At 62.5% G+C, this 12864-nt stretch carries 13 protein-coding genes and 1 other RNA gene; 7 read left to right on the plus strand and 7 right to left on the minus strand.

The window, feature by feature from the left end; genetic code table 11:
• Nucleotides 1-40 precede the first annotated feature (40 nt).
• Nucleotides 41-475: a type II toxin-antitoxin system RatA family toxin gene (locus ACE4QZ_RS23645; protein ID WP_003249916.1), complete on the minus strand. Its 435-nt coding sequence runs from the start codon at nucleotides 473-475 to the stop codon at nucleotides 41-43.
• A gap of 163 nt (nucleotides 476-638) precedes the next feature.
• Between ACE4QZ_RS23645 and smpB the strand changes: the two genes are divergently transcribed.
• A complete protein-coding gene (gene smpB / locus ACE4QZ_RS23650) occupies nucleotides 639-1121 on the plus strand; it encodes an SsrA-binding protein SmpB (RefSeq protein WP_014592415.1) in 483 nt (160 codons plus the stop codon).
• Nucleotides 1122-1398: 277 nt separating this feature from the next.
• On the opposite strand, the gene ACE4QZ_RS23655 is transcribed toward smpB, so the two are convergent.
• Nucleotides 1399-2166, minus strand: coding sequence for an FCD domain-containing protein (locus tag ACE4QZ_RS23655; RefSeq protein WP_021784338.1), 768 nt, complete (start codon nucleotides 2164-2166; stop codon nucleotides 1399-1401).
• Between the two features lie 257 nt (nucleotides 2167-2423).
• Here ACE4QZ_RS23655 and ACE4QZ_RS23660 point away from each other — a divergent pair, with 257 nt between their 5' ends.
• The 6 genes from ACE4QZ_RS23660 (at nucleotide 2424) to ACE4QZ_RS23685 (ending at nucleotide 10285) form a co-directional block, all read left to right on the plus strand.
• Nucleotides 2424-4094 carry a lactate permease LctP family transporter gene (locus ACE4QZ_RS23660; protein WP_021784339.1) on the plus strand — a complete coding sequence of 557 codons (1671 nt, stop codon included), beginning with the start codon at nucleotides 2424-2426 and terminating at the stop codon, nucleotides 4092-4094.
• 62 nt (nucleotides 4095-4156) lie between these two features.
• On the plus strand, nucleotides 4157-5302 hold the full coding sequence (gene lldD, locus ACE4QZ_RS23665) for an FMN-dependent L-lactate dehydrogenase LldD (protein WP_021784340.1): 1146 nt from the start codon (nucleotides 4157-4159) through the stop codon (nucleotides 5300-5302).
• Nucleotides 5303-5377: 75 nt separating this feature from the next.
• Nucleotides 5378-8188: an FAD-binding and (Fe-S)-binding domain-containing protein gene (locus ACE4QZ_RS23670; protein ID WP_021784341.1), complete on the plus strand. Its 2811-nt coding sequence runs from the start codon at nucleotides 5378-5380 to the stop codon at nucleotides 8186-8188.
• A 453-nt stretch (nucleotides 8189-8641) separates the two neighbouring features.
• A complete protein-coding gene (locus tag ACE4QZ_RS23675; protein WP_021784342.1) occupies nucleotides 8642-8932 on the plus strand; it encodes a hypothetical protein in 291 nt (96 codons plus the stop codon).
• A 99-nt stretch (nucleotides 8933-9031) separates the two neighbouring features.
• Nucleotides 9032-9423: a transfer-messenger RNA gene (gene ssrA / locus ACE4QZ_RS23680) on the plus strand.
• 121 nt (nucleotides 9424-9544) lie between these two features.
• Entirely contained in the window at nucleotides 9545-10285 is a 741-nt protein-coding gene (locus ACE4QZ_RS23685; protein WP_410480202.1) for a hypothetical protein, read from the plus strand.
• Between the two features lies 1 nt (nucleotide 10286).
• On the opposite strand, the gene ACE4QZ_RS23690 is transcribed toward ACE4QZ_RS23685, so the two are convergent.
• The 5 genes from ACE4QZ_RS23690 to ACE4QZ_RS23710 all read right to left on the minus strand — a co-directional run bounded on the left by ACE4QZ_RS23690 (nucleotide 10287) and on the right by ACE4QZ_RS23710 (nucleotide 12853).
• Nucleotides 10287-10583 (minus strand): hypothetical protein, encoded by a 297-nt coding sequence (locus ACE4QZ_RS23690; RefSeq protein ID WP_410480466.1) that lies wholly within the window; start codon nucleotides 10581-10583, stop codon nucleotides 10287-10289.
• A gap of 35 nt (nucleotides 10584-10618) precedes the next feature.
• Nucleotides 10619-10981, minus strand: coding sequence for a hypothetical protein (locus ACE4QZ_RS23695; protein WP_161551357.1), 363 nt, complete (start codon nucleotides 10979-10981; stop codon nucleotides 10619-10621).
• Nucleotides 10978-11421 carry a structural protein P5 gene (locus tag ACE4QZ_RS23700; RefSeq protein ID WP_161551356.1) on the minus strand — a complete coding sequence of 148 codons (444 nt, stop codon included), beginning with the start codon at nucleotides 11419-11421 and terminating at the stop codon, nucleotides 10978-10980. The genes ACE4QZ_RS23695 and ACE4QZ_RS23700 overlap by 4 nt, the downstream gene beginning before the upstream one ends.
• Before the next feature lie 74 nt (nucleotides 11422-11495).
• On the minus strand, nucleotides 11496-12095 hold the full coding sequence (locus ACE4QZ_RS23705) for a tail fiber assembly protein (RefSeq protein WP_305883415.1): 600 nt from the start codon (nucleotides 12093-12095) through the stop codon (nucleotides 11496-11498).
• Nucleotides 12095-12853 carry a hypothetical protein gene (locus tag ACE4QZ_RS23710; protein ID WP_410480203.1) on the minus strand — a complete coding sequence of 253 codons (759 nt, stop codon included), beginning with the start codon at nucleotides 12851-12853 and terminating at the stop codon, nucleotides 12095-12097. The genes ACE4QZ_RS23705 and ACE4QZ_RS23710 overlap by 1 nt, the downstream gene beginning before the upstream one ends.
• Nucleotides 12854-12864: the final 11 nt, after the last annotated feature.

Raw genomic sequence — 12864 nt, forward strand, 5'->3', positions numbered from 1 at the left:
GCCCGGACCTGGTCCGGGCTTTTTGTTTGCGCCTTATCCGTCAGGCATTCAATTGCTTGGCACGCTGGCAGAACGCATCGACCAGTGTGTTGGCCGCCTGATTGAACAGCGGGCCCAACGTGGCGCGCACAATCGGCCCAGCGTAATCGAAGGACAGGTCCAGGCTGATCTTGCAGGCTTTTTCACCCAGTGGCTTGAACACCCAAACACCATGCAGCTGGGTGAATGGCCCTTCTTCGAGGTTCATCTCGATGGACTGCCCCGGCACCAGCACGTTACGCGTAACGAAGTGCTGGCTCATGCCACCCTTGGCCACTTCGAGCTTGGCACGCATGTGTGTATCGCTGGTTTCGATCACCGTCGAGGCCGAGCACCACGGCAAAAACTCAGGGTAGCTGGCCACATCGTTGACCAGATCGTAAAGCGCCTGGGCGGGGTATGGCAGCAGGGCGGAGCGTTGAATATGGGTAGTCATCCAGGCGTCACTTCCAAGGCTGGGTGGCGACGCTTCGCAGCGTGCCGAAAACAGGTTCTGTGCGTATGACAGGGTTTGTATTGTCCGGTATTCATTCCAGTGGCTCAAGCACACCGAAATCCCATAGCGGACGACGCGCGGACTTGCCTATAATGCCGCCCCTATGGCTAAGCAAAAAAAACATCCGACCGGGACCATCGCGCAAAACAAGAAAGCGCGACACGATTACTTCATCGAACACAAGTTCGAGGCCGGGCTGGTCCTGTCCGGCTGGGAAGTAAAAAGCCTGCGAGCCGGCAAGGCGCACCTGACTGACAGCTACGTGCTGCTCAAGGACGGTGAGGCCTGGCTGTTCGGCAGCCACATCACCCCGCTGACCACGGCCAGCACCCACGTCATCGCCGACCCTACACGCACCCGCAAGCTGCTGCTGAACAAGCGCGAGCTAGAGCGCGTGGAAGCGGCTGTGGCGCAAAAAGGCTACACCTGTGTGGCTTTGGCGCTGTACTGGAGCAAGCACCTGATCAAGTGCGAAATCGCACTGGGCAAGGGCAAGAAGGAATTCGACAAGCGCGACACCATGCGCGAACGCGATTCCAACCGCGAGCTGCAGCGGGCTGTGCGGAACAAGGGCAAGGAAGACTAATTGGTCTCTAGCCTGTTCCGGCCTCTTCGCGGGTAAACCCGCTCCCACAGGAAGAGCACCAGATTCAAGCCCGGCGCCTATCCTGTGGGAGCTGCCTCTTCGCGGGCACGCCCGCTCCCACAGGAAGGGCACCGGATTCAAGCCCGGCGCCATCCTGTGGAAGCAGCCTCTTCGCGGGCACGCCCGCTCCCAAAGGAAGGGCACCAGATTCAAGCCCGGCGCCTATCCTGTGGGAGCGGGCTTGCCCGCGAAGAGGCAGGTACTGCCCATAAAAGTCTCAGCGCCCGCTGCGCCGCTCCGCCCGCGCCACCCGCTGCGCTTCTTCGTGCGCTTCTTCCAGCACCTCCTGCACATACAAAATGTGCCGGCTGGACACCTCCCGCGCATCCTCCGCCCTGCCCTCGACAATCGCCAGGTATAGTTCCCGGTGCTGACTGATCAGCATGTCCCGGGTTTCGGTGCGCTGCTGGTACATGCCGCCGATGTTGGTCACCACGTTGCGCTTGAGCAGGTCGAACAACCCCCGGATGGTGTGCAGCAACACCGCGTTATGGCTGGCCTCGGCGATCGCCAGGTGGAAGCGCGCATCAGCCGCGCCCTCCTCCGCACGGGTTACCTCGTCGAACCTGGCATAGCAGTCCTGCAGCGTATCGAAGGCCGCCTTCAAGCGCGCCCGGTCCGGCTCGGTGGCACGCTGGGCAGCGTAATAGGCGCAGGACGCCTCCAGGGTATGGCGGAACTCGAGCAGGTCACGCTGCGCTTCGGCACTGTGCTCGAGCAACTGCAGCAACGGGTCGCTGAAGGTGGACCCCAACGACTCCGCCACAAAATTGCCCCCGCCCTGACGACTGACCAGCAGCCCCTTGGCCACCAGCTTCTGGATCGCCTCACGCAGTGACGGGCGGGACACACCAAACTGCTCGGCCAGGACGCGCTCGGCCGGCAGCCGCTGCCCCGAGGTCAGCGTGCCTTCCAGAATCATCCCTTCCAGCCGATCGACAATGTCGTCGGACAGGCGCCGTTGGCGTACCTGATCAAAAACCATCACATGCTCTCCACAAACCCCCGGGCAAATGTCAGGGGGTGCCTATTCTCGCCGATCCAGGCCACGCAAACACCCATCAAGCCCCGATTTTCCCAGCACATCAGATGCCCGCTCATCGGTACACGACAAAAGTTTTGCACAGGACAAATTGACACACCCACGACAGCGCTTTTAACCTAGCGTCCAGCCATTGTAAATTGGTCTTACCAATTATCCAATGCCAGTGCCTGACCAACAACAATTAGGGGCCACCCCATATGCAAACCTGGCAACAACTCTATACCCCGCTTGGTAGTCTCGGCCTGTCCGCACTGGCGGCGGTCATCCCTATCGTGTTCTTCTTCCTGGCCCTCGCCGTGTTCCGCCTCAAGGGCCACGTAGCGGGCAGCATCACCCTCGCGCTGTCGATCCTGGTGGCGATCTTCGCCTTCCAGATGCCTGTCGACATGGCCCTCGCCGCCGCGGGTTACGGCTTCCTCTACGGCCTCTGGCCAATTGCCTGGATCATCGTTGCCGCGGTGTTCCTGTACAAACTCACGGTCAAGAGCGGCCAGTTCGAAGTGATCCGCAGCTCGGTGCTGTCGATTACCGACGACCAGCGCCTGCAAGTGCTGTTGATCGGCTTCTGCTTCGGCGCCTTCCTCGAAGGTGCGGCGGGCTTTGGCGCACCGGTGGCCATCACTGCCGCACTGCTGGTGGGCCTGGGCTTCAACCCGCTGTACGCTGCCGGCCTGTGCCTGATCGCCAACACCGCGCCAGTGGCCTTCGGCGCCCTGGGCATCCCGATCATCGTGGCCGGCCAGGTTACCGGTATCGACGCCTTCCACATCGGCGCCATGACCGGCCGCCAGCTGCCGTTGCTGTCGCTGTTCGTGCCGTTCTGGCTGGTGTTCATGATGGACGGCCTGCGTGGCGTGAAGGAAACCTGGCCTGCCGCCCTGGTCGCCGGCCTGAGCTTTGCCGTCACCCAGTACTTCACCTCGAACTTCATCGGCCCGGAACTGCCAGACATCACCTCGGCACTGGCCAGCCTGATCTGCCTCACCCTGTTCCTGAAAGTCTGGCAGCCCAAGCGCGCGTTCAGCGAGGCCAAAGGCAGTGTCGGCGCAGCCGTTGTGCAGCCAAGCGGCAGCCAGCCTAGCCCGTACAGCTTTGGCGAGATCTTCAAGGCCTGGTCGCCGTTCCTGATCCTCACCGTACTGGTCACCATCTGGACCTTGAAGCCGTTCAAGGCGGCTTTCGCTCCGGGCGGCGCGATGTACAACTTCGTGTTCAACTTCGCCATCCCGCACCTCGACCAACTGGTGATCAAGACCGCACCGATCGTTGCCGCGCCAGCCGCCATGCCAGCGGTGTTCAAGCTCGACCCGATCTCCGCCACCGGCACCGCGATCTTCCTCTCGGCGCTGATCTCGATGGCGGTGCTGAAGATCAATTTCAAAACTGGTCTTACCACTTTCAAAGAAACCTTCTGGGAACTGCGCTGGCCGATTCTGTCGATCGGCATGGTGTTGGCCTTCGCCTTCGTCACCAACTACTCAGGCATGTCCTCGACCATGGCCCTGGTGCTGGCCGGTACCGGCGCCGCGTTCCCGTTCTTCTCGCCGTTCCTCGGCTGGCTGGGCGTGTTCCTGACCGGCTCGGACACCTCGTCCAACGCCCTGTTCAGCTCGCTGCAGGCCACCACCGCGCACCAGATCGGGGTCAACGACACCCTGCTGGTGGCGGCCAACACCAGCGGCGGCGTAACCGGCAAGATGATCTCGCCGCAATCGATCGCCGTGGCCTGCGCCGCTACCGGCCTGGTCGGCAAGGAATCCGACCTGTTCCGCTTCACCGTCAAGCACAGCCTGTTCTTCGCCACCATCGTCGGCCTGATCACCCTGATCCAGGCTTACTGGCTGACCGGCATGCTGGTTCATCACTAAAGTGAAAGGGGCCGGGCGCCGTCGCGCGCCCGGCACTCCCACAAGCAACGCTGCGAGAATCCATGATCATTTCTGCCTCTACCGACTATCGCGCCGCGGCCCAACGCAAGCTGCCCCCCTTCCTGTTCCACTACGCTGACGGCGGCGCCTACGCCGAGCACACCCTGCGCCACAACGTGTCGGACCTGGCTGGCATCGCCCTGCGCCAGCGCGTGCTGAACAACATGTCCGAGCTCAGCCTTGAAACCAAGCTGTTCGACGAAACCCTGAGCATGCCGGTGGCCCTGGCCCCGGTCGGCCTCACCGGCATGTACGCCCGCCGTGGCGAAGTGCAGGCGGCGCGCGCGGCAGCCGCCCATGGCATCCCGTTCACCATGTCTACCGTGTCGGTGTGCCCGATCGAAGAAGTGGCGCCCGCCATCGACCGGCCAATGTGGTTCCAGCTGTATGTGCTCAAGGACCGCGGCTTCATGCGCAATGCCCTGGAGCGCGCCAAGGCCGCTGGCGTCAAGACCCTGGTGTTCACCGTCGACATGCCCGTGCCCGGTGCCCGCTACCGCGACGCCCACTCTGGCATGAGCGGCAAGAACGGCCCGCTGCGCCGCGTGCTGCAAGCCATGACCCACCCCGAGTGGGCATGGGATGTGGGCGTGATGGGCCGCCCGCATGACCTGGGCAACATCTCCAAATACCGTGGCAACCCCACCGGCCTTGCCGACTACATCGGCTGGCTGGGCAACAACTTCGACCCGTCCATTTCCTGGAAAGACCTGGAGTGGATCCGTGAGTTCTGGGACGGCCCGATGATCATCAAGGGCATTCTCGATGCCGATGACGCCCGCGATGCGGTCAAGTTCGGTGCCGACGGTATCGTGGTGTCCAACCACGGCGGCCGCCAGCTCGACGGCGTGCTGTCCAGCGCCCGCGCCCTGCCGGCAATTGCCGACGCGGTCAAAGGCGACCTGAAGATCCTGGCCGACTCGGGCATTCGCAGTGGCCTGGACGTGGTGCGCATGATCGCCCTGGGTGCCGACACCGTACTGATCGGCCGCGCCTTCCTCTATGCCCTTGCCGTGCATGGCCAGGCCGGCGTGAAAAACCTGCTTGAGCTGTTCGAAAAGGAAATGCGCGTGGCCATGGTGCTGACCGGTGCCAAGTCGATCAGCGAGATCACCCGCGACTCGCTGGTACGCGAACTGGGCGCCTGAACGCCTGCAAGAACCACCGCCTGAATGACCCGGGGCATGTAGCGCACAGACGCCACAGCCCCGCGAGGAGACTGCATGAGCCTGCCCGCCGCGTTCCTGCGTGATGCCGAGCGCCTGATCCCCGCCGAACGCCGCTTCGACGACCCCACCTCCACCCTGGCCTTCGGCACCGACGCCAGCTTCTACCGCCTGATCCCCAAGTTGGTGGTGCGCGTCGAGTCCGAGGACGAAGTGGTTGGCCTGATCAAACTGGCCCAGCGCGAGCGGGTGCCGGTCACCTTCCGCGCTGCCGGCACCAGCCTGTCTGGCCAGGCCATCAGCGACTCGGTGCTGATCGTGCTCGGCGATAACTGGAACGGCCGCGAAATCCGTCGCCAGGGCGAGCAGATTCGCCTGCAACCCGGCGTGATCGGCGCCCAGGCCAACGCCTGGCTGGCCCCCTTCGGGCGCAAGATCGGCCCCGACCCCGCCTCGATCAACGCCTGCAAGATCGGCGGCATCGTCGCCAACAACGCCAGTGGCATGTGCTGCGGCACCGCGCAGAACACCTACCACACCCTGGCGGGCCTGCGCCTGGTGCTGGCTGACGGCACCCGCCTGGACAGCGAAGACCCGGCCAGCGTGGCCGCCTTCGAAAACAGCCACGCCGAACTGCTGGAAGCTCTGGCCCGCCTGGGCCGCGAAACCCGCGCCAACACCGCGCTGGCCGAGCGCATCCGGCACAAATACCGGCTGAAGAACACCACCGGCCTGTCACTGAACGCACTGGTGGACTACGACCAGCCGCTGGACATCCTGCAGCACCTGCTGGTCGGCTCCGAAGGCACCCTGGGCTTCATCAGCGCCGTCACGTACGACACCGTGCCCGACCACCCGCACAAGGCCAGCGCCCTGCTGGTGTTCCCCAGCGTCGAAAGCTGCTGCCGCGCGGTACCCGTGCTCAAGCAGCAGCCGGTTTCTGCCGTGGAACTGCTCGACCGCCGCAGCCTGCGCTCGGTGCAGAACATGCCCGGCATGCCGCTGTGGGTAAAAGGCCTGTCGGACAATGCCTGCGCCCTGCTGATCGAATCCCGCGCCGCCAGCCAAAGCCTGTTGCACGAGCAACTGCAGCAGATCATGGCCTCGATCGCCGACTTCCCGCTGGAACAGCAAGTGGACTTCAGCGAAGACCCGGCCGTGTACAACCAGCTGTGGAAAATCCGCAAGGACACCTTCCCCGCCGTCGGTGCCGTGCGCCAGACCGGCACCACGGTCATCATCGAAGACGTGACCTTCCCCGTCGAGCAACTGGCCGAAGGCGTCAACCGCCTGATCCAGCTGTTCGACAAGCACCACTATGACGAAGCGATCATTTTCGGCCACGCGCTGGAAGGCAACCTGCACTTCGTCTTTACCCAGGGGTTCAACAGCGCCGAAGAAGTCGCCCGTTACCAGGCGTTCATGGACGACGTGGCGCAGCTGGTGGCGGTGGAGTTCGGCGGCTCGCTCAAGGCCGAGCACGGCACCGGGCGCAACATGGCGCCCTTCGTGGAGCTGGAGTGGGGGCACGACGCCTACCAGCTGATGTGGAAGCTCAAGCGCCTGCTCGACCCCAACGGCATCCTCAACCCCGACGTGGTGTTGAGCGACGACCCGGATATCCACCTGAAAAACCTCAAGCCGCTACCTGCCGCCGACGAAATCGTCGACAAGTGCATCGAGTGCGGCTTCTGCGAACCGGTGTGCCCGTCCAAGGGCCTGACCCTCAGCCCGCGCCAGCGCATCGTCATGTGGCGTGACATCCAGGCCAAGCAACGCGCCGGCATCGATACCCGCGCACTGATGCAAAGCTACCAGTACCAGGGCATCGACACCTGCGCCGCTACCGGCCTGTGCGCCCAGCGCTGCCCGGTCGGCATCAACACCGGCGAGCTGGTGAAGAAACTGCGCAGCCAGGCCGCCGACCACGCTAAAACCGCCGACTGGCTGGCCGAGCATTTCCACACTGCCCTAAGCGGTGCGCGCCTGACCCTGACCGCCGCCAATACCGCACGCAAGCTGCTTGGCGCCCCGCGCCTGGGCCGCCTGAGCGCCTCGCTGAGCAAAGCCAGCAAAGGCCGCCTGCCCCAATGGACCCCGGCCATGCCGCAACCGCTGCGCCCACTGGCCTTCGGCGCCACCAGCAACGACGCCCGCCCCCGCGTGGTGTACCTGGCTGCCTGCGTCTCCCGGGTAATGGGCCCGGCCTATGCCGACCGCGAGCAAAGCTCGCTGCTGGAAAAAACCCGCGCCCTGCTGGAAAAGGCCGGTTACCAGGTGGTGTTCCCCGACAACGCCGACAGCCTGTGCTGCGGCCAACCGTTCGCCTCCAAGGGCTACCCCGAGCAGGCCGAACACAAGCGCCAGGAGCTGATCACCGCCCTGCTGCACGCCAGCCGCGGCGGCCTCGACCCGATCTATTGCGATACCAGCCCCTGCACCCTGCGCCTGGTGCAGGACCTGGGCGACACCCGGCTGGACCTGTACGACCCGGTGCGCTTCATCCGCACTCACTTGCTCGACCGGCTGGAGTTCACCCCCCAGGACGAACCGGTAGCCGTGCACGTGACCTGTAGCACCCAGCACCTGGGCGAAAGCCAGGCCTTGATCGACCTGGCGCGGCGCTGCAGCAAACAGGTGGTGATTCCGGAAGGCATTCATTGCTGCGGGTTTGCCGGTGACAAAGGCTTTACCACCCCCGAGTTGAACGCCCACTCGCTGCGCAGCCTGAAGGACGCCGTGCAGTATTGCAGCGAAGGTATTTCTACCAGCCGTACCTGCGAGATTGGCCTGTCGAGCCACAGTGGTATCGACTATCACGGTTTGGTTTACCTGGTAGACCGCGTCACCCGGCCGCGCAGTATTTAGGGCGGGGGGGTTCGCCGTGGGGGTCGTTCGCCGTGGGGGGTGTGGCGCCTGGGAGATCGAGCGCCGCCCGCGCGGCGCATCGCGAGCTGCGCTCGCTCCTACGTTTGTTTCGGGCCAGTTATGCCTGTGACAGGCGCGCGCGACCGCCTTGTTTGTACGACGCGATATCGCGCCATGCCTGTGACAGCCGCGCGCGACCGCCTTGTTTGTACGACGCGATATCGCGTCATGCGCCAAGGGGATCGCGCGCAATTCCCCCAGGAATAATTGGCCCGAAACAAACGTAGGAGCGAGCGCAGCTCGCGATGCGCCGCGCGGGCGGCGCTCGATCTCCCAGGCCCCGAACATCCCACGCCAAGCACCTGCCCCCCCACACATCCCGATTGAACCCCCGCCAATCCCCCACAGTCCACCTTACAGGCCCACCTTCCAGAGGCCCCAGAGGAGACACCCATGAAAGGTACCGCACTTTCGGCCCTGTTCGCGGCCGCCACCCTGCTGGCTTCGCCGGTGTTCGCCGCCGAAGACCTCTGCACCACCAATCTGCAAAAAATCGACAACAGCATGGCCACCGCCGGCGCCACCTCCGAGGGCCTGGACAAAGCCATCACCGAGCACGTCGACAAAGCCAAGGCCGCCCAGGCCTCGGGCGACATTAAGGAATGCATCGCCATTACCAGCAAAGTGCTGGAGCGCCTGGAAAAAACCGAGAAAGGCAGCAGTAGCGGCAACGGCGGCGCATAAGCCCCAAAGCGGGCGACTGGACCGGCTGTCGACGTCGCCCGCGCAATGGCGTATACTCCGTCCTACGCGCCGTAAGGTGCGTTAGCCAAGAGCTAGTGCGGGGCCGATTAGGATTCGACGCCGGTAGCGAAACTCTAGGTGCATGCCGAGTTGGTAACAGAACTCGTAAATCCACTGTTGCAACTTCTATAGTTGCCAATGACGAAACCTACGGCGAGGAATCCTACGCTCTCGCAGCGTAAGTGACCTTTGCTTCTGGTAGCTTCGGCTCCAGCAATCACTAGGGGATGCCTGTAAACCCGAAATGATTGTCATACAGAACAGGATCGTCGCGTAGCACGTTGTGGGCGAAGTGACTAAAACTTACACAACTCATCCAAAGCACCCTGCCCGTCGGGCGGCTGCGGATTAAATCAGTAGACACGGCTAAGCATGTAGTACCGACAGCGGAGTACTGGCGGACGGGGGTTCAAATCCCCCCGGCTCCACCAAATAATCCTTACAAATCAGGCACTTAGCGAATCTCGCAAGTGCCTTTTTTGTGTCCAAATGGGCTGTTTTGGCTGGGGAATGCCAGCTTAATGACAGCGTTGAGCCGGCGGGAGACTACGGTTGGAGATCAAGAATAACCCTACGGGACGATTGCTGGACATTCTCCAGCAGGTCAACAGCATTCCCGATAGCACCAGGTGCAGAGACGCATGGGCACAGATTTTCGCTTGTGACAGGAACGACACAAGTGCCATGCTGAATGGGGTGGCAAGATTGATAAATCTGCTGAATGAAGCCAAGGAAGCTACCATGCAGCACGCCCCAGGGGACCCAACCATCTATCTCGCGCCCTTCCCGCAAATCGAGGTCATGCTCTCCAGATTCAGCTTGGATCAGCAGTGGAACACGATTAAAGCGCACGTCAACGACAAGATGATCAGCGGTTTGGAGTTTGGCGATCATATGCTGGGCTTCAAATACGGCGCGACCGCCTTTGACCAGCAGGAGATCAATGCTCTTTTATCAGGTCTTGCAGAACTGTTGGGAGAATGCCTGAACTCGCAGCTTCCCGAACACTTGAAGCTGTTGTTCGCAAAGAACATTGAGGGGCTCCGCAGCGCTTTGATCGGCTATCGGATATCTGGTGCAGAGGGGATCCAAGACGAGATAGACCGTATCGGCGGTGCAATTTACCGGTATAAGGCAGAGGTGGAAAGCGCCCAACAAGATCCTCAAACAAGCGGCCTTATGGATAAATTTTTCAGCCTTGTTGGCAGGATCAACGACTCAGTACAAGTTGTGCAGAATGCTCAGACAATTGGGGCATCTATCATGCTGATGCTTAGTCAAATTCCAAAGTGACTCATCGACACGCGTCAACAGCGGCCACCAGCTCCTTCTCGTAGCCGAGCCGCTGCCGACGCTCAGCTAAAAGCGCCCGCACCTTCACCTCTAGGCTGTCGGCCTTCCGCAGGCCGGCGGCTGCCCAGGCCGGTACTGCGATCTCCGGCGCCCGGCATGGCACCTGCACCGGTACCTCGACGCGAACGTACTGGATCTGAGGTTCGCTCTTACCGGCACAGCCGGTCAGCGCCAGCACCAGCCCGCTCCCACAGGCAAGGCCTCGTATTACGTGGCTTGCAGCCTGATAAATGGCCATTTCGCTCCTACAGGTGAGCGAGTTCACCACCATCGTCATAGCCCAAGCTCCTTGTCGATAATCGAGGTGGCTGCTGTGCACTGGTCGCCACCGGTGCGCTCCTGCTGCAGGCGGTTTGCCGCGGCGTAGTCGACTTCCGCGCTGGCCTTCGCCTTGCCAACCGCCTGCTCAGCCCCGGCCTGGCGAGTCTTTGCCGCCAGGGTCAGGTCGCCCATGGCCTTGCCCTGCTCCACCGCCAACCCGCTGAGATTGTCCCGAGCAGCTTTGCAGCTGGCCACCTGGTTCTGCTCAGCGTCCAGCAGCGGCCGGAAGTGCCCTGTAGCGGACCAGATACCCAACAGGACGCCCAGCAGGATCAACAGGCCGGCGCCAAGAGCACGCATAGCCAAGGACGTCATGCCAACGCCCTCCGCACACCCTCGTCAATCACCTGATCCGTGTACGGGTTGCCGCCGTTCTCGTGGACGATGATCCCTACCACTGCCTCGCGCAGCACCTGCGGCTTGGAGATGTCGATTGAGTCGCGCACGCCGACGCCGAGACGCTTGGCAATGGCCTGGGCGTAGGCCAGGGTGTTGTTCTCGCTGGACGGCGCCCAGCGGCTGATGAACTCCAGCGGGGTGTCGATGCCAGGGCGGCCGACACCGGGCATACCGTCCTTGCCCCGGTAGTTCAGCAGCAGCTTGCCCAGGGCACGAATACCATTCTCGGCCTGGTCGAACCTGGCGAAGCGCGGTTTGGCCACGCCCTCCTCCATGCCCAGCTGGCCCTGCCAAGCGTTCCTCGGGTTGAAGTCGATATTGCCGGGGTTGTTGTTGCGTACACCGCGTGCAGTCATGGGGTTGCTCCAGGCAAAAAAATACCGGCTCGCGGCCGGTTGTGTTCTTTGGACAGCAGGTAAGTTCAGCTGGATCAGGCCGGAGGCGTGGGCCAGTTGATGGTCGTTGGGTACCCTTCCTGCTCGGGAAGACGGCTCAGCGCCACGCGGTAGCGCTTCCACTCTTTCAGCAGGGCTGCCTCAGTCTCGGTGGCCACCTCAAGATCAACCGCGTCCTGCAGCGGCGCGATCGCGGTGTCTACCACGAGGCGGCGGGCGGTGATCTGATCGGCAATCTGGACGAGCAGAACAGCCGCCTCCTGCTCCTGCTTCATCACTGCGGTAATCACCTGACTCCAGTCGATTACGCCGGCCATGATCGGCGGCTGCGATGGCTCCGACTCAAGTCCTGGAAGCCGAATGACGCCGTCAGCAGGGCTTACGATATCTACAGGGAATCTCGCCGATTCTGGCGCATCTACCGCATGAGGCATGATCAAAGTAATCTCGATATCCGCACCGCCACGCGCTACGTCTTGGGTAATCCAGTCGCTGGATATCGCTTTTGCCGGAAGGGTCTCGCCGTCCTTAAGTCGCGAAAAATCGAATGACACACCATTGACGACAAGGGCATCACCCGCTTTGGTGACTGACAGCATCGAATCAGAACGAACTGGCGACAGTTTGATAATCATTACATCCATCTCCCGATAGCAATGGCCTTGCATCCCACCGATGAGGCCATGTAGGTAAGGAACGTAGTGCCAGTTGTTGTCGTCCCTTGATACTGCGACTGACAGGCGTAGCTTCTGATGTCGGAGCCCTGCCCAGGCTCTGCGATCAAGTCTACGAACGCAGGAACCCCCCCAAGGAATTGGGCCGGGAAAGTCCAGCCCACATAGCCTATGCCCGCAGGGGGTAAGAGGGTTGCACCGGCGGTCTGACAGATCATCAAACCGCCGGCGAGTTTGCAGTACGTTCCATTTGAATTACTTCCGTATTCGACAACGGCACCTCCGCCTTGTGTGACGCTGCCCACCAACGCAGCTGTGGCAGCTGATCCCAGGCCCAACCCGGTCCTCGCAGAGGACTGCGTATCACCTCCGGTTCCTCCTTTAGCCACGGGAACTACGTTCTCGGTCGAGACGGAGCCGAGGCCGGCCAACGTCGAACCCCAGGTGTTGGCGATGTCGTTGAACTTGTCGGCCAGGGTCTTGGTGTAGCCCTGCACCGGCACGATTGCATAGGTGCCGCCGGCTACTGTTGCCCCCTTATATGCCGGCAGGATGCTGAGCACCGTGCCGCTGGCAATGTTGGTCACCTCGTACCAGTTGCCGTCCGGTCCCAGCAGAGCATCGCCCACCCGGGCATTCGCGGAAAAGTTGGTGCCGGTACCGGTCACCGTTGTTTGGCCAGCCGTGATCGCGACCGTGCCTGTCCTGTACCAGGGCATAGGATGCTCCG

It is taken from the genome of Pseudomonas sp. DCA-1 (assembly GCF_046523955.1).
GTDB lineage: Bacteria > Pseudomonadota > Gammaproteobacteria > Pseudomonadales > Pseudomonadaceae > Aquipseudomonas > Aquipseudomonas putida_Y.

Excerpts from the sequence above, each read along its gene's own strand:
- lldD (WP_021784340.1), top strand. The coding sequence starts at position 4,157 with ATGATCATTTCTGCCTCTACCGACTATCGCGCCGCGGCCCAACGCAAG.
- ACE4QZ_RS23675 (WP_021784342.1), top strand. The coding sequence starts at position 8,642 with ATGAAAGGTACCGCACTTTCGGCCCTGTTCGCGGCCGCCACCCTGCTG.
- ACE4QZ_RS23695 (WP_161551357.1), bottom strand. The coding sequence starts at position 10,981 with ATGACGTCCTTGGCTATGCGTGCTCTTGGCGCCGGCCTGTTGATCCTG.
- ACE4QZ_RS23710 (WP_410480203.1), bottom strand. The coding sequence starts at position 12,853 with ATGCCCTGGTACAGGACAGGCACGGTCGCGATCACGGCTGGCCAAACA.
- ACE4QZ_RS23690 (WP_410480466.1), bottom strand. The coding sequence starts at position 10,583 with ATGGCCATTTATCAGGCTGCAAGCCACGTAATACGAGGCCTTGCCTGT.
- ACE4QZ_RS23705 (WP_305883415.1), bottom strand. The coding sequence starts at position 12,095 with ATGATTATCAAACTGTCGCCAGTTCGTTCTGATTCGATGCTGTCAGTC.
- ACE4QZ_RS23655 (WP_021784338.1), bottom strand. The coding sequence starts at position 2,166 with ATGGTTTTTGATCAGGTACGCCAACGGCGCCTGTCCGACGACATTGTC.
- ACE4QZ_RS23670 (WP_021784341.1), top strand. The coding sequence starts at position 5,378 with ATGAGCCTGCCCGCCGCGTTCCTGCGTGATGCCGAGCGCCTGATCCCC.
- smpB (WP_014592415.1), top strand. The coding sequence starts at position 639 with ATGGCTAAGCAAAAAAAACATCCGACCGGGACCATCGCGCAAAACAAG.
- ACE4QZ_RS23645 (WP_003249916.1), bottom strand. The coding sequence starts at position 475 with ATGACTACCCATATTCAACGCTCCGCCCTGCTGCCATACCCCGCCCAG.
- ACE4QZ_RS23660 (WP_021784339.1), top strand. The coding sequence starts at position 2,424 with ATGCAAACCTGGCAACAACTCTATACCCCGCTTGGTAGTCTCGGCCTG.
- ACE4QZ_RS23700 (WP_161551356.1), bottom strand. The coding sequence starts at position 11,421 with ATGACTGCACGCGGTGTACGCAACAACAACCCCGGCAATATCGACTTC.